This window comes from Lysinibacillus sp. LZ02 (assembly GCF_050613145.1).
In the GTDB taxonomy this organism is placed as follows: Bacteria; Bacillota; Bacilli; order Bacillales_A; family Planococcaceae; genus Lysinibacillus_B.
In genome coordinates, this window is the sequence record NZ_CP192507.1 from 2,787,602 (window position 1) to 2,809,622 (window position 22,021).

Genomic DNA, 22,021 nt, shown 5'->3' on the forward strand with positions numbered 1-22,021 from the left:
GTCGCTCTTGTCCTAAAATTTTTCGACAAATACATTTATGATTCGCACTTTAGCTGCGCACGTAGCATACTTAATAAGTATAAAGAGCCCGTTACAATAATGATTGTTCGCTCATCTTTAGGTTGTTGTAAATAGCTGATTGGATCATGTGTAATACGACGATCCACTGCTCGACTTTTTTTAATAATATCTTTCGCCTTCATCGCACGTTCACTATCAAAATTCACAAAAGTAAACGTCGTACTTACTTGCTCAAACAGCCTTAGCACCGCATCTATCTCTTTATCGGCTAACATTCCGACAACAAACTCAATATTTTTGCGAGGGAAATGCGTTTTAATCGTCTCAACAAGCTTTTCAGCACTTGCTGGGTTATGTGCACCGTCAAAATAAACATTCGGCAATACTTCTTCAAAACGACCAGCCAGTGATGCACTTGCAACACCTTTCTTTAATGCTTCTCCGTCCATTTCTATACGTAAATGTGCTGCCACTTGTAAAAAGGCTGTAATCGCTAACGCCATATTATTCGCTTGGTGATTGCCTACCATTTTTCGAGTTAATGCATCTAGCTTTACTTGCATATACTCAAAGCAATCATTTTTCACATTAAAATCCCTACCTAATATGAAAAGTTTTGCTTCTTTTTCTGCTGCTGTTTTCTTTACGACCTCTAATGCTTCTTCTGGTAAGTTACCTATTACTATAGGCACACCTTTTTTAATGATACCAGCTTTATGGTATGCAATGTCAGCTAGTGTATTTCCCAGGAAATTTGTATGTTCTAATGCGATACTTGAGATAATGGAAACAACAGGTGTAATGACATTTGTACTATCAAGTAACCCACCCATCCCAGTTTCAATTAACGCAATATCTACATCTTTATTTTTAAAATGCAATAAAGCTGCACATGTTAGTAACTCAAAATCTGTACATGTCCCACTTATACCCGCCTGTTGCATCTCCTGAAATAACCTATCTATCTCCGCTTTGTCAATCGGCTCACCATTAATCTGAATTTGATCATGTACATCTAAAATACACGGTGACATAAACTTCCCAACCGTTACATGATGTTCACGTAAAATCGCTTCTAAAAAGGCAATTGTTGAACCCTTCCCGTTCGTCCCTGCCACATGAATAAAGATCGTTTCACGTTCAGGATGCCCTAGCAACTCAAGTGCCTGTTCCATCGCATCCAAACCCGGTTTTATCACTTGTTCACTCTGGATTTGCCATTTTTCCTTATATTGCTCTAAACCTGTAATCATACTAGTTCCTCCTGTAAAAATGTACGTGCCTCCGCAATGAAATAGAGTGAACCCGTAATAATTAGCAATTCCTCTTGTGCAATTTGTGCGATTTGTTCACGCAACAACGAGCGCCAATCTTTATGAATAAACTTTTTTGCATGCGTACTTTCTTTCGCTAATGCTTCTGCTGTTGCCGCGCGTGGTAAAGTGATTTCTGTAAAGTGCATTTCGGCTGCCACAGCGTCCATCATATGAATGCTAATACGATGGTCTTTGTCTTGAAGTGCCGCATAAACAAATTTATAGTGCTTATGCGGGGCTACTTGCGCAAGTGTTGCAAGTAACGCTGCTGTCCCTTCCGAATTATGTGCGCCATCTAAAATAATTTGTGGTGTCATACGTTCAAAGCGACCATCCCAACTCGCATATCCTAAGCTTTCTCGAATCACTTGATCGCTAATCGAAGAATCGAAAAGAAGAGCAGCTGTTATCGCTAAAGCCGCATTATCAAGCTGATGCGTGCCTGCCATTTTCACATATACATCTTCTAGTTTTCTCCCTAATGCTTCGTATGTAAAGGTTTGTTCCGTTGCATTCTTATTGAGTAAAATCGTTTGTTCAAGCATGTATAGGGGTGCATTTTTCTCCTGTGCTCTTTCACAAATCACGTTGCGCGCCTCGATATGACGAACACCGACAACAACAGCTTTACCTGCTTTAATAATGCCCGCTTTTTCATTTGCTATTTCCTCATACGTATCCCCTAACATCTCCGTATGCTCGAGCGAAATGGTTGTAATCACACTGACTTCGGGAACAAGTACATTGGTCGAGTCTAACCGCCCTCCTATTCCCGTTTCAATTAGTGCAACATCAACTTGTTGTGCCGCAAAATGCTGAAACATAACGAGCGTTACAAATTCAAAAAAGCTTGGAAATTTACCCTCTAAGTCTCGTTCTATAATTTGCACGATTGCATTTGCATATCGCACAAAATCTTCATCTGAAATTTGTTGTTTATTAATCGTAATGCGTTCGTTTGCTCGTTCTAAATGCGGTGAAATAAAAGCTCCTACTGTTAATCCATGATTCATTAAAATTTCTCTTGTTGCATTTAATGTAGAGCCTTTCCCATTGGAGCCTGCAAAATGAATAAATTTTGTCTTCTGCTGTGGATTACTAAGTGCTTGTAAAATTTTTCGAGCAGACTCCAGTGGCTCTCCTTTATATTGGCTTGCTTTTAGTGCAAAAATGTACTCTGTACAATCTTTCATTGATTGGAACAATCGATAGTCCTCCTAAGTTGCCGAAATGAATAACCACTATAAATTGTCTATGATTCATGACAGTTTGTCTATCATCTTGTTTATACAAAATATAAAGGGTTATCCAGAAAGTAAACCTTTCTGAACAACCCCTTTACTCTTTAATGATAATCCATTAAGAAATATTACATATTTTTCAAATCAGCTAAACGCTTCTCAACTGTTGCATACTTTTCTTCGTAGTCTGCCAGTTTTTCACGTTCTACGTTTACTAATGCTTCCGGTGCTTTCGAAACGAATTTTTCATTTGATAGCTTCCCTGTTACAAGCTTTACTTCTTTTGCCCATTTTTCTAATTCTTTTTGCAGGCGAGCAATTTCCTCTTCTACATTGATCAAACCGGCAAGTGGTAAGAATAGTTCTGCACCTGAAATAACAGCTGACATCGTTTGACCTGGCGCTTCAACTCCTACACCAATCTCAAGCATTTCTGGGTTACAGAATTTTTCAATATACGCTTTGTTTGTTTCAAGTACTGCTGCTGTTTCTGTATCTTTTGCCGAAATGTAAAGCGGCACTTTTTTACTCATCGGTGTATTTACTTCTGCACGAATATTACGTACAGAACGAATAATGTCTACTAACAGTTTCATTTGACCTGCTTCTGCTTCGAAGTTAAATTCTGGACGTACTTGTGGCCAAGCTGCTACTGTAATTGACTCACCTTCATGTGGAAGGTGCTGCCAAATTTCTTCTGTTACGAATGGCATAAATGGATGTAATAAACGCATTGTTTGGTCTAATACGTACGCTAGTACAGAGCGCGTTGTTTTCTTCGTCACTTCGTCTTCCCCGTACAATGGTAATTTCGCCATTTCAATATACCAAGAACAGAAGTCATCCCAAATGAAGTTATACAGCTCACGGCCTACTTCACCAAACTCGTATTTATCAGATAACGCCGTTACACGTTCAATCGTGTTATTTAAACGCGATAAAATCCATTTATCTGCAACAGATAGTTCACCTGTTAAATCGATTTCTTCATACGTTAAGCCTTCCATATTCATTAGTGCAAAACGAGAAGCATTCCAAATTTTATTAATAAAGTTCCAAGTAGACTCTACTTTTTCCGTTGAATAACGTAAGTCTTGCCCCGGTGATGAACCAGTTGATAAGAAGTAACGTAGCGAGTCTGCACCGTATTGGTCAATGACATCCATTGGGTCAACACCGTTACCTAATGATTTACTCATTTTACGTCCTTCTGCATCACGTACTAACCCATGAATTAGGACATCTTTAAATGGACGCTCCCCTGTAAATTCTTTTCCTTGGAAAATCATACGGCTTACCCAGAAGAAAATGATATCATAGCCTGTTACTAATGTGTTCGTTGGATAGTAACGTTTGAATTCTTCATTTTCTGTATCTGGCCAGCCCATTGTTGAGAACGGCCAAAGCGCAGATGAGAACCATGTATCTAGTACATCTTCATCTTGTGTCCAGTTTTCTACGTCTGCTGGCGCTTCTTTCCCAACGTAAATTTCGCCTGTTTCATTATGATACCAAGCTGGAATTTGATGTCCCCACCATAATTGACGCGAAATACACCAGTCATGAATATTTTCCATCCAGCGATTATACGTGTTTTCAAAGCGAGCAGGTACAAAGTTTACCTTCTCTTCTTCCGCTTGCATTGCAAGAGCTTGCTCAGCAAGAGGTCCCATTTTTACAAACCATTGTGCCGACAGATATGGCTCTACTACTGCTCCCGAACGCTCAGAGTGACCGACTTGGTGAACGTGTGGCTCAATTTTAATTAATACACCTTGTTCTTGTAAGTCCGCTACGATTTGCTTACGGCATTCAAAGCGATCCATACCTGCATATTTGCCGGCTAAGTCGTTCATTGTACCGTCTTCGTTCATAACTAAAATACGCTCTAAGTTATGACGATTACCTACTTCAAAGTCATTCGGATCATGTGCTGGCGTCATTTTTACCACACCTGTACCAAATTCCATATCTACATAATCATCTGCTACGATTGGAATTTCGCGGCCAACGATTGGTAGGATAACTGTTTTTCCGATTAAATGTTTATAGCGCTCATCTTCTGGGTGAACCGCTACGCCCGAGTCCCCAAGCATCGTTTCTGGACGTGTTGTTGCCACTTGTAATTTGCCAGAACCATCTGCTAATGGGTATTCCATATGGTAAAATGCGCCTTCTACTTCTTTATGGATTACCTCGATATCAGATAATGCTGTTTTAGCTGCTGGGTCCCAGTTAATAATACGCTCTCCACGATAGATTAAACCTTTTTCGTAAAGTTTTACGAATACTTCTTTTACTGCATCAGATAAACCTTCATCTAATGTAAAACGCTCACGTGAATAATCCAGTGCTAAGCCTAACTTTGACCATTGCGCGCGAATATGAGAAGCATACTCTTCTTTCCATTCCCATGTTTTTTCAAGGAATTTCTCACGACCAAGGTCATAACGTGTAACACCTTCACCGCGTAATTTTTCTTCTACTTTTGCTTGTGTCGCAATCCCCGCATGGTCCATCCCTGGTAACCAAAGCGCATCGTAGCCTTGCATACGTTTCATACGAATAATGATATCTTGTAATGTTGTATCCCAAGCGTGACCCAGGTGTAGTTTCCCTGTTACGTTTGGCGGTGGGATGACGATCGAATATGGCTCCTTCCCACTATCTGGCTGTGCTTTGAAAAATTCACCTTTTAGCCACCACTCATAACGACCAGCTTCTGTGCCTTGTGGATCATACTTTGTCGGCATTGTAATTTCTGTCATATTGTTTCCTCCTTTAGAAAATAAAAAACCCCCATCGTCTATAAAAGGACGAGGGAGTTATATCGCGGTACCACCTTTACTTCCAAATAGGCTAAGTCAAGCGCTCGCATTCTGCGTCACTCCTTATTCAGTAATCCTCATGAACGTTTATGTTCACTGCGGTTACTTCATGTCGTCGTTCCTTGACTTCAAGCGCTTTCTTTCAGCCTATTGTCAAGTACACGTCAAGCGCTCGCATTTTGCTAAGCTTACTGCCACATTGGCACTTCATTCGTTAACGGTGTTTAACCGGCTCTTTACTACTATTAGTTCATAAAGGCTGCTCCTAGGCTACATTCAAAAACGCTCATGCGGAAACTTTTCAGCTACCGTTCCCTCTCTGCTAGCATTACCTGTTTTTTACTCTTCCTATTCACTGCATCAAATATTTAGCTACATGCTATTGTAAACAATTTATGCATGATTTTCAAGCTAAGTTACAAATATATAAGGTTTATCGGATCGATTTGCCATCATGCTTATATAGACATTCAACTTACTACTTGTTGTGTCGTAAACGCATATCGAAGAATAGACTATAATGACCTCTCTGTAATTTGTATAACAGCTTTTTATCGAATCTTTCACCGTCAAAATTCACAACTATTATAGTCGTTGCCATAATCTACTTAAATCATTCATATAATTTTCCATAGGTTCATTTTTTACGACTATTTGAACAACCTTTTGAATAAATATGCTTATTTATTTTCACAAGTTTAATTATTGATTCTTTTATAACCTTTATAAAACAGTCTTATTAAAAAAAGACTATCCAAAACAGCGGATAGTCGATTTTAAAAAGAAAGGAAGTTATAAAAATGAGGCGGAATTATAATCCTTATTTATTGCCAAAGTGGCTTCGTAAAACACGTTTTTACTGTAGACACATCATATTACCAGTAGCCATATTCCAATGCATCCGCACACTTATTGTACCCACAACAGGCGATATGATTTTGCTCGCTATTTTAGCCCTTTTAGCCTACCTACTCTTGGCGGATATTATTTAAAGGAACAGATTGTTTGCGATAACTGTCCTCTAATTGAAACAAAAATTCTGTTGATTCTTTTACCGTTTCTTCAACATATTCTTCCACTAACTGTTCCATAGGTGATTCGACAAATGCCTCTACAATTTCTGGTGCAGATTCTTCTTTCATTTTTACATTTGTACTTTCTTTCAATTCTAATTTCGGTTCCTCTATATACAACGTTTCATCTTGTACATCGTCTGTCACTGTTAACTCTTCATATACACAAACTACTTGCCATCCTATACGAAGTACATCTTGACATGTTGTCTGAATATCTTCTACTCGTAAATCCTTCAATTCTATATTTGGTAATTCTAATCTAAATGGCAAAGCATATTCGAAATAACCTTCATCATCTGCTAAATCAATATGTTCAATGAACGTACCCTCAGCAGATTGCGGTTGTGCTTCTAATCCAAATTGTACTTTTGCTGTTATATGATAGATGCCCTGTATGCGAATTGCGTTATTTAGTTGCTCTTTTTCCCAATTGACTCGGACGTTTATTGATTTCCCCTCTTTCACGCTTCCCAGTTCGAGCGGAAACTTAAACACTTCTTCTACGTGCCAATCCATTGTTTGCGACAAAAAAATCCCTCCTTGCAACACCGTATGCATAAAGGAGGGATTTATTCATACCTAAATAGACATAAGCGATTGGACTGTATATGTATTACGCCCTTTCGCTTTACTTTTATAAAGTGCTTCATCCGCTATCGTATAACAACTTTGAACATTCTTGATTGTACGTACTTCTGCTTCACATACACCGATACTCATCGTCATATATTTTGCACACTCAGAACACGGATGAGAGATGTTTAATTGCTGAATTTGTGTCAACAATTCTTCACATATTGTAGTAACATGCGGTAAATGCCCGTCAGCAATCATAATAAACTCTTCCCCTCCCCATCTTCCAACAAAATAACCATATTTCTTCGCAAATTCCGCTAAAGTAGAAGCTACCTTTACAAGTGCCTCATCTCCGATAAAATGCCCGTAATAATCATTATATTGCTTAAAATAATCAATATCCATTATCAGGATTGTTACCGGAACAGCTTCTTCCCCACCTTGTAACATACGACTAGCTTTTAAATCAAGCGCTCGACGATTCGGTAATTTCGTTAATACATCATGTGAAGCAATGCGAGCTAGTTCTTCATTTTTTTCTTGCAGTTGCTTAGTTAGCTCTTTTGTTTTCGCCGTTTCTTTTTGGAGTAATACTTGTTGTTTAATGCTCGTAATTTGTGCACGATACACCATCCACTGTATAAACATGCCAGTTGGTACAACAATCAGTACAGAGGTTAATATATTCATCATCTGTTCATTCGTACTATTCATGAAACTCGCTACAATAAAGACTATCGTTGTAAATGCTGCTGGCAATACAAATTGATGCATCTTTAAAATAAGTAATGCTGCAATAAACAAGTAAAACACTTCAAAAATAGCTATATGATTATAAAATATGACATCACCCATCGTGATTAATGTAATCAGCACCAACATGCTATATACATACGTCTGAATATACCGTTCATATTTCCGAATCGTTTGAGGATTTATATTTAATCTTTTTTTATGATTAACATAAAACACACTCATATTTACATAAAATAGAATTGTATATAAACTAGCAAAAGCTAATGGGGTGTTCTTTTCTACATCAAAGAAATAAATATGGCTAAAATGTATGCCTGTTACAAGCATAAGCGTATAGAAAACAAGTGTAGCAATGATCTGCATGCGCCGTAAATTCAATCGTACTATACTTTCTCTCACTTCATATGTTAAAGATGTTCGCATAAATTCACCTACAATAGTCGTTCGATTTATTACACTTATTATAATATGAATACACTTAAATTCCTCTTAAAAAGAAAGACTATAGTCCGAATAAAGCGAAAAAGATGGTAGGTTATTTTACCTACCACCTTTCATTTTAGTGTGCCAGTTTCGCAAACACTTTATGGAATGCTTCCACTGTTTTTGCAATATGCTCTTCTGTATGGGCTGTAGAAATAAATAACCCTTCAAATTGTGAAGGTGGAAGGAAAATCCCTTCCTCAGCCATTAATTTAAAGTACTCTGCAAACAGTTCTAAATCAGAAGTTTTTGCTGATTCGAAATCGACTACCGCTTCATTTGTAAAGAAGAAGCCGATCATTGACCCAGCACGATTTACTGTGTGCGGAATATTGTATTTTGTTGCTGCCTCGCGGAAACCAGCTTCTAATTGATCGCCTAATTTCTTAAAGTACTCATAAGAGTCTTTGTTTAAACGAGAAAGTGTTTCATAACCTGCAGTCATCGCAAGTGGGTTCCCAGATAGAGTACCTGCTTGATAAATAGGACCTGCTGGCGCAATTTTTTCCATAATTTCACGCTTACCACCGAAAGCACCTACAGGTAGACCACCACCGATTACTTTTCCTAACGTTGTTAAATCTGGACGCACACCGAAATACTCTTGTGCACAGCCATAATCTACACGGAAGCCAGTCATCACTTCATCAAAAATTAACACTGTACCATTTTCTTCTGTTAACTTACGTAAGCCCTCTAAGAAGCCCGGTTGTGGCGGTACAACCCCCATATTACCAGCTACTGGTTCTAAAATAACGGCCGCTAAATCATCACCATATTTTTCGAATACTACTTTTGCTGATTCTAAATCGTTATATGCAACAGTTAATGTATTTTTCGCGATATCTGCAGGAACCCCTGGAGAATCTGGTAAGCCAAGTGTTGCTACACCTGAACCTGCTTTAATTAATAAAGAGTCGCCATGTCCATGGTAAGAACCTTCAAACTTCAAAATTTTGTCACGCCCAGTATAGCCACGTGCTAAACGAAGTGCAGACATCGTTGCCTCCGTACCAGATGAAACGAAACGAATCATTTCAATCGATGGCAGGCGGTCCATTACTAACTTCGCTAATTTATTTTCAGATAACGTCGGTGCACCGAATGAAGACCCTTTAGCTGCTTGTATTGCAATCGCTTCTACTACTTCTGGATGTGTATGGCCTAAAATAAGTGGACCCCAAGATAATACATAGTCAATATACTCATTGCCATCGATATCTTTAATAATCGCACCTTGGCCTGATTCCATGAAAATCGGATCCATGTTTACCGATTTGAATGCACGTACCGGCGAGTTTACGCCACCCGGCATTAAATTTACCGCTTCAGAGAAAGCTTGTTTTGACTTTTCATATGAACGCATATTATTTTTCCTCCAACCAACGTGCCACATCTTTTGCATGGTACGTAATAATTAAATCAGAACCCGCGCGTTTCAAGCCTAGTAATGTTTCCATTACAACCGCCTTTTCATCAATCCAACCGTTTTGCGCAGCCGCTTTCACCATCGCATACTCGCCTGATACATTGTACGCAACAACTGGTAGTGGGAAGTTATTTTTCACATCGCGGATAATATCCATATAGGCAAGTGCCGGCTTAACGATTAAGAAATCGGCACCTTCTTCTACGTCAGATGTTGCTTCGCGAATTGCTTCTAAACGGTTCGAAGGGTCCATTTGATACGTTTTACGATCGCCAAATTGCGGCGCACCATCTGCTGCATCACGGAACGGTCCGTAGTAGCTAGATGCATATTTGACGGCATAAGACATAATCGGAATATGCTCAAACCCCGCTGCGTCAAGTCCCGCGCGGATTGCTGTCACAAATCCATCCATCATATTTGATGGTGCAATAATATCTGCGCCTGCCTCAGCTTGTGAAATAGCTGTTTGCGCTAATAAGTTTAATGAAGGATCGTTTAAAATTTCTTCCCCTTCTACGACACCGCAATGACCATGATCTGTATATTCACATAAACATGTATCTGCTACAACAAGTAACTCTGGATGACGCTCTTTTGTAAAGCGCGTTGCTTCTTGAATAATCCCATGATTATGATATGCACCTGAACCAACAGCATCTTTTTCTGCTGGCAAACCAAATAAAATGACTGCTTTAATCCCTAAAGCAACAACTTCATCCAGCTCTGCTCCTAAGTGATCTAATGATAGCTGGAATACGCCTGGCATAGATGATACTTCATTACGTACTCCTTCGCCTTCAGCGACGAAAATCGGATAAATCAAATCTTCTTTGTGTAAATATGTTTCTTTCACTAATGCACGCATACTCGCATTTTGACGTAAGCGGCGATGACGTTGGAAATATAAATCTGTCATGATGACTCCTCCAATAAAATGATTTCCTCTACTACAGCTTGCATCGTATACACTTTCGGTTGGACATATACTGCTACGCCTAATCTTTCGAGAGCATCAGCTGTAACATGGCCAATTGCTGCGGCACGAATGCGCGACCAGCCAACAATCGGCGCGATATGGTTGGCAAATACGTCTACAGCAGAAGGACTTGCAAAAATAACGATAGCCTGCTCACACTTTAACAGCTCAATAAACGGTTTAATGGCATCTGCATTCGTACACGTTTCATAAACCGTCCATTCTGTTACGTTAGGCAAACCTTCGTGGATCGTTTGTTTTGCTAAACTCCCTCGGATAAACAGTTTACGTTCTGACGGCTTCGATACATGCGGGAATTCCTTTACAAACACATCCGCACTAAAAATGGACGGCATAAAATCAACGTTTAATCCGTACTTTTCAAGAAGCTCTGTTGTTTTCGTACCGACAGAAGCAACTTTACAACGGAGCCCCTGTATATTTATTTCTGCCCGTTGACACTTTTCCATAAAGGCTTGTACCGCATTTTGACTCGTAAAAATAAGCCAATCATAGCTATGTAATGAAGCTAATTGATGAGCATCATCTTGTGAATGATACTCCTGCGTTTTAATGAGAGGAAAAACCGCACATAAACCGCCGTTTTCCTCAATGAATTGTCTGACAGCAAGTGTCGGAACTGAGCCTGTCAATACGATGGTTTGTCCATCTAAACGATTACTCGGCATCTAACTCAGCCTTTACGCGCTGAATCAAGTCATAAGCTCCTTGCTCTGTTAATCGTTTCGCTACTTCTTTACCTACTACCTCAGCATCTGTTCCTGTTACCGTTTCTTTATAAGTCACTGAGGCATCTGGAGCTGCTACTAAGCCTGTGAATGTAATATTGTCACCTTCCACAGTAGCATATCCTGCAATCGGTACTTGACATCCACCGTCCATTTCAGCAAGGAAAGTACGCTCTGCATGCGCTGTTTTCCAAGTAGTAGCATCCGTTAATTTCGCTAGCTCTGCAAGTAACTCCGCATCATCCGCACGGCATTCAATACCCAGTGACCCTTGTGCTATAGCTGGTAAACAAAGTTCTGTATCTAAATATTCCGTTACGACATCATCATTCCAACCAAGACGCTTTAAGCCCGCTGCTGCCAAAATGATCGCATCGTAATCTTCTGTTTTCAACTTATTTAAACGTGTATCCACATTACCACGAATCCATTTAACTTCTAAGTCTGGACGGGCTGCTAGCAATTGTGCGCTACGACGAAGAGAGCTTGTCCCAACAATTGCACCTTTTGGTAGGTCCGCAAATTTCACATTGCCCTTTGAGATAAAGGCATCACGTGCATCTTCACGCGGCGGGATACAACCAATCACTAACCCTTCTGGCAGTACAGCTGGCATATCTTTCATCGAATGGACAGCAAAATCGATTTCTTTGTCATAAAGTGCTTGCTCAATTTCTTTTACAAATAATCCTTTTCCGCCTACTTTCGACAACTGTACATCTAAAATGCGGTCACCTTTTGTGACAATTTCCTTAATTTCAAATTCAAAAGGTACCCCCGCTGCCTTTAGTTCATTAATGAACCAATTTGTCTGTGTTAATGCTAATTTACTTTTTCGGGAACCTACAATAATTTTTCTCACCATAATCCTACCTTTCCGCTAATACCATAAGTGGAAGTTCGATAATTTGTTGCCTAGGAAGAAGTTGATGACCGTTAATAAAAAGGCATACACGTGCACCCAAGCATACATTGTACCCACTAATTTTCCACTACGATGTAATAATAAAATAATTAAATATAAAACCATAATAACAAAAGAACCGATAATTTTAATGTCAAATACGGATAATCCATCCAATGTCATCAATGCCCATTCTAACCCTAAAATAAGACTAATGAAAAGTAAAGGCACTCCGACAAGTGTCGAATTATTCATCCAACTTGTCGTTTGCTGTAAAGATGGTAATCTCGTCCAAATGGTGCTTGATCCCACTTTCTTTTCTTTTAAAATACGATATAAAATTAAATACAAAATCGCAAAGACAAAAGTAAGTGAAAATGCCGCATATGACATAATGGCAAATGAAATATGAATAAAGAGCATTTCCGATACGAGAGACTCTCCTACCATTGGCTGTGCTTTTTCAGCTGGTGCAAACAAATGAATTGTTACAAACACAAAGCTCAGTACATTAACAAAAAATACAGGCATATCAACACGTGCTATACAGTGAAGTGCAATCGATAGTGTTGTGAGAAGCCATGCATAGAAGTATATCCCTTCAAATAACGATAAAATCGGAAAACGCTTTAGTTCTATTATAAATAACACGAAGAAGATCGTTTGCATCGTCCAAGCAACACAGACGAACCAAAATGCTATCCGCCTCGCTTTTACATATTTATATAAATAATCCATAAAATAAAAAACAATTCCTATTGCATATAAAATGACCATGACCTCATAAAGTCTAATCATCATTGTTTCTGTCATTGGCAACCCTTCTTTTTAATTAGAAGCTTTTATGTTGATTTTACTAACGCTTCAACTTCGGACAATGGAAGCGAAGAAAAAGCGCTTTGTAACTGTATTTTACCATACAGTTACGAAAACGCTTGTAAAAAATTAAATGTTATTTAAAAGGATAAATGAGGCTTGATGGACATGTCGGTTGAAGCAGCTTTTGCGCGTTCCTTTTCTAGTTGTGTTTGCATCGCAACTTCTTCCTGCACCTCTTGTTCAATGCCAAAAATTTGCTGGAATAGCTGTAAATCATTGCTCGCTTGTGATGAATTCGCTAATTCCTTCGCTTGTAAAATCGGTTCCTTTAATAGCTGATTAATAATCGATTTCGTATGCTTGTTTAAAATTTTTCGTTCGCGCTCTGTTAAATTTGGCATTTTGTTTTCAATACTCGCCATTGTTTCTTCCTGAATGCGATTTGCTTTTTTACGTAAAGCTGTTAGTACCGGTACTACACCTAACGTTGCAAACCATTCTTTAAATTGCACAATTTCTGTATCAATCATATCGATAATTTGTGTTGCTGCTTTTTCTCGCTCTGCCAAGTTGGCATTTACAATACCTTGTAAATCATCGATATCATATAAAAACACATTTGGCAGTTCACCAATTTTCGGATCTAAATCACGCGGAACTGCAATATCAACCATAAATAGCGGATCTCCTTTACGGAGACGTGACACATATTTCATCAGCTCATAGTCAATTACATATTCTGTTGCCCCTGTAGAGCTAATTAAAATATCCGCTTCTAATAATGTACATTGTAGCTCGTCCATCGATTTTGCATCACCTTCAAATTTCGTCGCCAAATCCTGCGCTTTTTCGAATGTACGATTAATCACTGTTACTTTCCCAACACCGCTACCATAAAGATTTTGAATCGCTAGCTCACCCATTTTTCCAGCACCTAAAATCGCTACATGCTTGCGCTGTAGGGAACCAAAAATCTTTTTCGCAAGTTCTACCGCTGCATATGATACGGACACAGCATTTTCACCGATCGCTGTTTCGTTATGCGCACGTTTTGCAAATGTCACGGCTTGTTTAAAGAGTTGATTATAAACAGTACCTGTTGTACCTAACTCTTGCCCTTGTAGGAAGCTTTTCTTTACTTGTCCTAAAATTTGCGTCTCTCCTAAAACCATTGAATCAATGCCCGCTGTCACGCGGAATAAATGGTTTAAAGAAGCATCATCTTCGCGGATAAATACATGATCTTCAAATTGTTCTAGCGGAATGTTAAACCAGTTCGCTAAAAACTTTTTAATGAAGTGACGCCCTGTATGTAATTGGTCAACAACTGCGTAAATTTCAGTACGGTTGCACGTTGAGACAATTACATTTTCCAAAATACTTTTTTCATTTTGTAGCGCTTGCATGGCATTCGGCAAATCACTCTCAATAAACGACAGTTTTTCACGAATTTCAACAGGCGCAGTTTTATAATTTAAGCCCACGACCAATGTATGCATGAACCTTACACCTCACACGTTCTAATTCACAATACCCATTGTAACATAAATAAAGCATTATTCACGCTAAAGTTTGTGAACATGCTATGACTCACTTTCTTACATTAGAATTATTATAATGTAAGTGTACCAAAAGTTATAGTCTGTTTCAATACATGATTACTTTTTTCATAAAATTATTAGTATTATGTAAAAACTCCAACAACATATACGTTGTTGGAGTAAAATTTTTATTGGATTTTTACTTTTTCCGATGTTAGTAAGTTTCCTGCTTTATCATATGCGAAGAACTCCACTTCCTCATAAATGCTGAAGTTATGAATTTTTCGAATATCATGCTCCAGTTCAAACAGATTTAACCCAATATATTTTAGATCTAATTCCACCTCACCATACACAGAGTAGAATTTGACTTTTACCTTTTCCACATTGCCACAGTTCGCTTCCGCTTCAATGAACAAATACGTACGCCCAATTGTTACATCCGCCTGTTGGAATGAGTCGAAGTTTGGTGGACAAACTTCTGTATAATTCATACATAACGATTTCATCAATGAATTATAAATATTCGTGATATTGTTAATATTTGATAGGTGGAAATACTCACCTTCTGTTTGGTTCGCTATATCTTTTAGTGTAGTCGAATTAATATTTTTTGATGGACCAACTGCAATTGTATAGATTTTAATCTTATTTTCTTTGGCAAATGCAATAATATCTCCCTTAATCGTTGAGGAGAAGTTGCCATCCGTCACGATAATGAGCGCTTTCGGAATATTCCCTATCGCTTCTTCTTTTTTCAAATACGGTTTTAACGCTTCAAACCCTTTTACAAGGCTTGTCCCTCCACCTCGATACTTATAATCAAATATCGAATCGGAAGGCGTAAGTGGCATTCCTTCTGAAGCAAAACGACTCTTCGTATTAAAGCCAAATGCATAGGTCGGATCAATTTCTAAATGATTCACTAATTTTGTTGTTTCCGTATTGATAATATTATATGGATCTGCTTTTTTCATCGAACCCGATTCATCGACTAACACACCTAATGTTTGAGCACGATTACAAGAATCTAATGCATTAAGCGGTGGATGTGCAACGATTTCCTTTTCAAACACTTTGCCTTCTAACCCTTTTAATAGCTTTTCATAACGAGAGTCCGTTTCAGGGCTAAACGTTACTTTTGCCGTTGATTTGCCATATGTTACACCTTCAAAGTAAGCGATTGCCTGACCAGCACCTTCACTACTAGATGCGCTATTACGATTAAATGGTACGATCTTCTTTTTACCGTTATATTCAATCGTTACTTGTCCACGGTAATTCTTAATAATTTGCCCACCCGGTGCAACGAGTGTTACAGCAATTTTAGTATACCTTGCCATATCTCCGGGACGTTGCGCTGCCTCTTCATCCGCTTTCGTCTGATCTGCTAGTTCCGCAAGCGCCATAATACCATTTATAACACTGCGAAGCTCTTTATAGCTTGAATTTTGGATTTCCGCTTCTGAAATGCCTTGTGCAATGGCTTGTGCTGATTTCACACTTTTATAATCAGCCATTGAAAAGTCAGAAATTTTATCTGGCAGTAGCTTATATAAATATAATAGCACTGCATATTCTTGTGGTTCATTACTACCAAATTTACTCGTATACTCATTTGGAATATAGCTAAACGGAATATTATAAGCGGCATTACCGTTTTCATCTATATAATAATCAAGTTGAATTGTACCTGTTCCACTATTATCTAATAGATCATTTACAATACGCTCAAACATTTGCTCGGAAATTTCACGTTGCGCTAATGTTAATTTAGCATATTGATACTGTGGTTTTATCGCAACAGATTGTACATTTAGCGTTCCATCATCATTAATGCTCGATACCGTTATAGGACCTTGCTTCATGACATTTTCTGGGTACGCAGGCGCTGATTGGTCTTGACTACCATTTCCGTCCCCCACATAATTTTCCCCATCATATACTTCATACGTCACACGTAATTCTGGTTCAACAATATATTCAATTGGTACTTTAATTTGCGAATTCTTAAATGAAGAAAAGTTAGAACCCGCTGTCGTATCCGCTAATTCGACAATAATATTATCCTTTAAACTTTTTGTCATGCGCGGCGCACGGTAGAAGAAGTTTAACTCTCCACCATCTGATTCAGCAATCGCTGTTGACTGACCATTCGGTGATGTCATAGCAGTTGGTGCTTGGAAGATTTCTTTTGGATCATATTTTAAACCATACTGTTTATCAATTCCAAACTCAATACTCGTAAAATACTCGGAAGAAACTTTAAATTTCAACGATTGATCGTAAGGAACTGTATTCCCATGGCTATCTTTAAACTTAATCGTCACTAATGTTGTATCGTAGCCATTCGCGTTTAATTTTTTCTTTTCGACCTCTACACTTTGAATTGGTTTCGTAGCGTTCGGTGTATTTGGTGATACGTCACTTGGCTTCTGTTCTGGTTGCTCTAAGTCGCCCCCAGTTCCTTGCGATGATACAAAATCTACTGGTAATGTAACTTTTGAATCGTCTTTACCCGTTGCCGCTGACTTTAACCCTTCAACTGCAAACTTCCCTTTTTGCATCATGCGATATAAGAAAACGGCAATTTCCCCACGTGTCAGTTTACGTTTCGGATTATAGCCTTCATATGTTTTTTTACCGTTTGTACCCGTCGTGATCTCACTTGCATATAAATACTGCACTGCATGTACTTGTGATAAATCGAGGCCGCGCATCGCTGCATAGACAGCGGCGAAATCGCCGCGCGTTACTAAGTTATTTCGCTTCGCCTTGCTTAAAGCCCCCTGAAGAGGAATGTTTAAATCAGCGTAGTACAAATAAGTCATATCTGTCGTTACTGAATGTTTGTAGTTTGCATCCAGCTTAGCAAACATCGAAAGCATTTCTGCCTCCGATACATTGCCATTCACATCAAACTTGTTACCTGTATAAAGTGATATGACACCATTATCGACAGCCCAATTAATCGCTGTATATTTCCCGTTAGATGCTGGTACATCTGAAATATTCGCTGCTTCTACTTGTACCGCAAATGGTAACCATGTGGACAATAAAAGCATGAAACTTAGGAAAAGAGCAAATGTTTTCCGCATTTCTATTCCCTCCTAGTATTCAAAGAATAAAATATCATCTCGATAGTTTTGTTTTAAATCATTTTCTAAGTATTCTAAAACACGTTCGATAATTGCCGCTGCTTGTGCACGCGTTAATGTACCACTTGGGTTAAAGTAACCTTGTGATCCATTCATAATGCCTAGCTGTGTAATGACATACACGCCATCACGCGCATAATTTAAAATTTTATGATCATCTTTATACGACGTTGTATAACCAGGATCTGGGGCTCTTCCTTCCATTCCAAGCGCACGCACAATAATCGCTGCTGCTTGTTGACGTGTTAAGTTCCCTTCAGGATTAAAGGTCGTCCCATTTACTCCATTAATAACCCCTTTGTTATAGGCAGCTACTAAATATTCATAGTTTGGACGCGTACGCTTCACATCTTTAAAAATAGTCGATGTTGAATTTTTTTTCTTTGTTGTTCCACCCACTTCTACCCGCAGATCAATAGCTTTACCAATAGCTACAGCAAAGTCATAACGACTCATCGGTGTATTTGGTGAGAAGAAGTTAGCTTTGTCATCAAAAATCCCTAGTGAATATAGTTTATCAATACTCGGTTTTGCCCAATGAGCGGATAAGTCCCGAAATTTCGGAACGATTAAACGCTCCACTTTGGGCATATATTCTGCATTAAATTCAATTGTGCCTGACTCCTTTGGTAAGTCATACACATACTGTGAAATCGTATCTGATTCACTATTTACGGCATAACCCCCTTCAAAACTAGCTAAAGACCCCAAATTTTCCTCGTAATTTAGCGTACGAGATTTCGTGTGGCTCACTCGACTCGTGACAGTGCCGACTGTGTCATTTGGGTACTCAAATATATATTCCATAATTTGTGTTTCCGCAGCACCCCAGAAATTTTCATAACTTGCATCTTTACCAGAACCATGTACAACGACGGTTTGCGTTTGACCGCCCTTGTATTTAATTTCATATGTTTTACGAACGACGGAGTTCCCAGATGTATAGTCTGATGCCGGACGCTTATCTGTAATATGACTTTTCGACATTTGATAATCTTTTAATTCAATTGTTGCATCTTGATACTTAATTTTTTCACTATATCTTGTAACTTCCCCCGTTGCTGTGCTTTGACCAATTGCATCATAATTACTGACATTGTACGTGTATGTAACAGTTCTATCTAATGTAGCTCCATTTGTACTTTGCATTTTAATTTTATATGTTTCTGTAATCTTATCTTTTTTCTCTGAAACTGTTACTTTAACATCCTTACTTGTTGCAGTAAAATGCATTGGCTGCCCTAAAATAAACACATATTCTTCATATGTATACTCATTTTTAATACCACCCGTTAAATCAACAATTTCAGCGGATGATTTCATTGGATTGACTAATATTAATAGGAAGGCCACTACTAAAAATACTAAGCCTTGCTTTTTTAACATTGGTTCAGCCCCTCTCCTTACAGAATAGTGGGGCATGTAGAGGGTTCTACATGCCCGAATTTGATTATTCGTTTACTAAAATAACTTGTGCATCAAAGGAATCATCTGTCAAAATAACTACACGATCATTCGGTTTTAGTTGGTTAACCGTGATACGCTTACGATCTTTAATAATTAATACTTGATCTAATTCAATACGATTCAGGCGCCCTGTATCTAACCATGCCCCTTCATACCACTGACTTACATCTTTTACTTCCATTTCTGCCTTAGCATCAATACCATTTGAACCTGTATTTATAACATTAATCGACGCGATACGACCCGCTAATGTGACAGTTGGTTGTAATTTATCTTTCCCTACTAAATGAATGGCTTGTACATGACCATCTTTTACATAGAAGTAACCGTACATGCCTTCACGCACTTCTAAATTGGTTACAAGTACTGAGTCAGAGCCACCAAAGCTACGTGTCACAACAGTAGAATTACTAAACGACAACGTTTTGGCATCCTCTTCTTCACGTACCCAAGCATGAGAACCCGCTTCTAATTTTGTATAATCCGCAAGTTCCAATAAATAATTAGATTGCTCTACTAAAGAAAGTTGACCAAAATACAATTCATGTGTTGCTAAGTTTGGTGATAAGAAGCTATCATTTGTAATGTTAACAATGTGCGTATAATTGCTCTTCGTCACACCATCCGTTAAGACAAATGCTGTTCCCCAAGCCGTTAAAGTAGTCGGCTCCACTAGACGACCGTTGCGCACTAAAATAGAACCATCGTGGTAATACATTAAACCAAAATTTTTTAAACGGAAGAACTTATTTGTTGTATCAACCGTTGTAATTTGGTCGTAGAATGTGCGCTCATTATCTTCTAGCACGACTATTTTTTCAATCAACTCTCGACCATATTGTTTTTTCGTTACATAGTAAATATCACTATTGCGGTAATAACTTAATTGATTTTTCGTAATCTTTTTGTTTCCAGCATAAATCGTTGTGTGATTCGTAAATGTAACGGATTGTAAATTTGAATTCGATCTTGTCCCAAACTCCCAATCTTCAAATGGATACGCATTCGCTACAGTCAATTTATTGCTACGCGTGTTAACCGTGCTTAGTTCTGCTTTGTATAAATTATGAATGAGCGTCCCTACTTGAATGATTTCGATTTCAGAAACTACGGATGAAGAAGCAGATGAAAGCTTTAATTTCACACGGTCCCCTTCATACATTGTACTAATATCAACATGTGACTTTCCTTTCACATATTCCGTATCACTGTTTAAGTAATATTGCTTTTCTATACCTGTATCCATTTTTACTCGAACAAACATCCCATTCGGGTCAATTTTTGTTACAATTCCCGTTAATTGTTTACTATTTTCGACAATGGCACCTTGTTCGATATCTGACTTTCCTTCAAGACGGGTCACACTACGTAAATTAACAGTAGCCGTTACTTCCATCCCTTTTTTAAATGCATCAATCGTTGAAACCGTACCATTCACATAGTAGTATGTAGTATCTAGCAAATTAAATGTCGTTGTACGTCCTGAGCTATTACGGATCGTCACTTTCGCATTCGTTTTTTCAACGGTTCCATCTTTCAACTCTACTTCCGTATATGTAACACCTTCAAAAGTTCCTTTATAAACTGATGCTGCTTGTGCTGGATTCACAAACGGAATCAATGTTATGAGTAGAACGAATGAAAGGATGGATATACTTAATTTCTTTAGCATGTATATAGCTCCTCCTTCATTTATCCATACGATTAAAAGTTATAAAATTATGTTTTTTACTTTTTTAAAAACACAAATAAACGGAATGATTGGCACGTCCATTCCGTTGTGCGATTAAATAGAAATATCAATCGCTTTCCCTAAGGTTGGGTGTGGTGCATCAACTGATTGCATCGTTTCGATCATTTGTTGCGTTTGTACTTGTTGTTGCTCCATTGCCATATCAGCAACAGCTAATGATACATTTTGCATTAGTTGTGACTGATTCATAGCAATTGATAATGCTGCGATATCCATAGTAGTTGCACCTCCTACTCTCTTTATCGACAAGATTATTTATTCATCAAGTAATTATCATTAATTCTTCATAAAAAAATCGCCATTACATATCGTAATGACGATTTTTCAACTATTCCTTAGTTACATACGGCCTTCGATTTCAGCCCATGCTTGTTCAAAGCCAATCCCCTTCTCAGATGAGAACACGATTAATGGATCTTGTTTATCCATCTGCAATGTTTCTCGCACAACTTTTTTATGCTTATCCCATTTACCTTTCGGGATTTTATCACATTTTGTTGCAATAACAATACAAGGGATATTGTAATGCTTTAAAAAGTCGTACATCATGCAATCATCGTTCGTTGGTGCATGACGTAAATCAACAATTAATACAACCGCTTTTAATAAATCACGGCCGGTAAAATATTTTTCGATCATTTTGCCCCAAGCTGCTCGCTCAGTTTTTGATACTTTTGCATAACCATAGCCCGGTACGTCCACAAAAAATAATTGTTCTTCAATTTTGTAGAAGTTCAATGTTTGTGTTTTACCCGGTTTTGAAGATATACGCGCTAATGCCTTACGCCCTATCATACGGTTAATGAATGAAGATTTCCCGACGTTAGAGCGCCCTGCTAGCGCAAATTCAGGAAGTCCATCTTCAGGGTATTGCTCTGGTCTAACGGCACTAATGACCATTTCGACATTATGGACTTTCATTTTT

The 22,021-nt window shown here is 38.3% G+C and carries 16 protein-coding genes and 1 other annotated feature; all 16 genes read right to left on the reverse strand.

Going from position 1 to position 22,021, the window contains the following annotated elements; all coding sequences use genetic code 11:
* Nucleotides 1–35: 35 nt before the first annotated feature.
* Nucleotides 36–1,274, reverse strand: a complete 1,239-nt coding sequence (locus ACQQ2I_RS13690; RefSeq protein WP_431027346.1) for a bifunctional folylpolyglutamate synthase/dihydrofolate synthase — start codon at nt 1,272–1,274, stop codon at nt 36–38.
* Nucleotides 1,271–2,542 (reverse strand): bifunctional folylpolyglutamate synthase/dihydrofolate synthase, encoded by a 1,272-nt coding sequence (locus ACQQ2I_RS13695; protein ID WP_431027347.1) that lies wholly within the window; start codon nt 2,540–2,542, stop codon nt 1,271–1,273. Before ACQQ2I_RS13695 ends, ACQQ2I_RS13690 begins: the two co-directional genes overlap by 4 nt.
* Nucleotides 2,543–2,706: 164 nt before the next feature.
* Nucleotides 2,707–5,346, reverse strand: a complete 2,640-nt coding sequence (locus ACQQ2I_RS13700; RefSeq protein ID WP_431027348.1) for a valine--tRNA ligase — start codon at nt 5,344–5,346, stop codon at nt 2,707–2,709.
* A 41-nt stretch (nt 5,347–5,387) separates the two neighbouring features.
* Nucleotides 5,388–5,771: a binding site (T-box leader), on the reverse strand.
* Nucleotides 5,772–6,374: 603 nt separating this feature from the next.
* Nucleotides 6,375–7,010, reverse strand: coding sequence for a hypothetical protein (locus ACQQ2I_RS13705; RefSeq protein WP_431027349.1), 636 nt, complete (start codon nt 7,008–7,010; stop codon nt 6,375–6,377).
* 51 nt (nt 7,011–7,061) lie between these two features.
* Nucleotides 7,062–8,237: a GGDEF domain-containing protein gene (locus ACQQ2I_RS13710; protein ID WP_431027350.1), complete on the reverse strand. Its 1,176-nt coding sequence runs from the start codon at nt 8,235–8,237 to the stop codon at nt 7,062–7,064.
* A gap of 136 nt (nt 8,238–8,373) precedes the next feature.
* Nucleotides 8,374–9,663: a glutamate-1-semialdehyde 2,1-aminomutase gene (hemL, locus tag ACQQ2I_RS13715; protein ID WP_431027351.1), complete on the reverse strand. Its 1,290-nt coding sequence runs from the start codon at nt 9,661–9,663 to the stop codon at nt 8,374–8,376.
* Between the two features lies 1 nt (nt 9,664).
* Nucleotides 9,665–10,645, reverse strand: coding sequence for a porphobilinogen synthase (hemB, locus tag ACQQ2I_RS13720; RefSeq protein WP_431027352.1), 981 nt, complete (start codon nt 10,643–10,645; stop codon nt 9,665–9,667).
* Nucleotides 10,642–11,394: a uroporphyrinogen-III synthase gene (locus ACQQ2I_RS13725; RefSeq protein WP_431027353.1), complete on the reverse strand. Its 753-nt coding sequence runs from the start codon at nt 11,392–11,394 to the stop codon at nt 10,642–10,644. Before ACQQ2I_RS13725 ends, hemB begins: the two co-directional genes overlap by 4 nt.
* A complete protein-coding gene (gene hemC, locus ACQQ2I_RS13730; RefSeq protein ID WP_431030520.1) occupies nt 11,384–12,316 on the reverse strand; it encodes a hydroxymethylbilane synthase in 933 nt (310 codons plus the stop codon). The genes ACQQ2I_RS13725 and hemC overlap by 11 nt, the downstream gene beginning before the upstream one ends.
* 18 nt (nt 12,317–12,334) lie before the next feature.
* Nucleotides 12,335–13,171 (reverse strand): cytochrome c biogenesis protein, encoded by an 837-nt coding sequence (locus tag ACQQ2I_RS13735; protein ID WP_431027354.1) that lies wholly within the window; start codon nt 13,169–13,171, stop codon nt 12,335–12,337.
* A 143-nt stretch (nt 13,172–13,314) separates the two neighbouring features.
* Nucleotides 13,315–14,676, reverse strand: coding sequence for a glutamyl-tRNA reductase (gene hemA / locus ACQQ2I_RS13740; protein WP_431027355.1), 1,362 nt, complete (start codon nt 14,674–14,676; stop codon nt 13,315–13,317).
* A 230-nt stretch (nt 14,677–14,906) separates the two neighbouring features.
* Nucleotides 14,907–17,816 carry a VWA domain-containing protein gene (locus ACQQ2I_RS13745; RefSeq protein WP_431027356.1) on the reverse strand — a complete coding sequence of 970 codons (2,910 nt, stop codon included), beginning with the start codon at nt 17,814–17,816 and terminating at the stop codon, nt 14,907–14,909.
* Nucleotides 17,817–17,828: 12 nt separating this feature from the next.
* Entirely contained in the window at nt 17,829–19,262 is a 1,434-nt protein-coding gene (locus ACQQ2I_RS13750) for an S-layer homology domain-containing protein (RefSeq protein WP_431027357.1), read from the reverse strand.
* A gap of 64 nt (nt 19,263–19,326) precedes the next feature.
* Nucleotides 19,327–21,015, reverse strand: coding sequence for a hypothetical protein (locus ACQQ2I_RS13755; RefSeq protein ID WP_431027358.1), 1,689 nt, complete (start codon nt 21,013–21,015; stop codon nt 19,327–19,329).
* A gap of 114 nt (nt 21,016–21,129) precedes the next feature.
* Nucleotides 21,130–21,312, reverse strand: a complete 183-nt coding sequence (locus tag ACQQ2I_RS13760; protein WP_431027359.1) for a YjfB family protein — start codon at nt 21,310–21,312, stop codon at nt 21,130–21,132.
* 123 nt (nt 21,313–21,435) lie between these two features.
* Nucleotides 21,436–22,017 (reverse strand): ribosome biogenesis GTP-binding protein YihA/YsxC, encoded by a 582-nt coding sequence (gene yihA, locus ACQQ2I_RS13765; protein WP_431027360.1) that lies wholly within the window; start codon nt 22,015–22,017, stop codon nt 21,436–21,438.
* Nucleotides 22,018–22,021 lie beyond the last annotated feature (4 nt).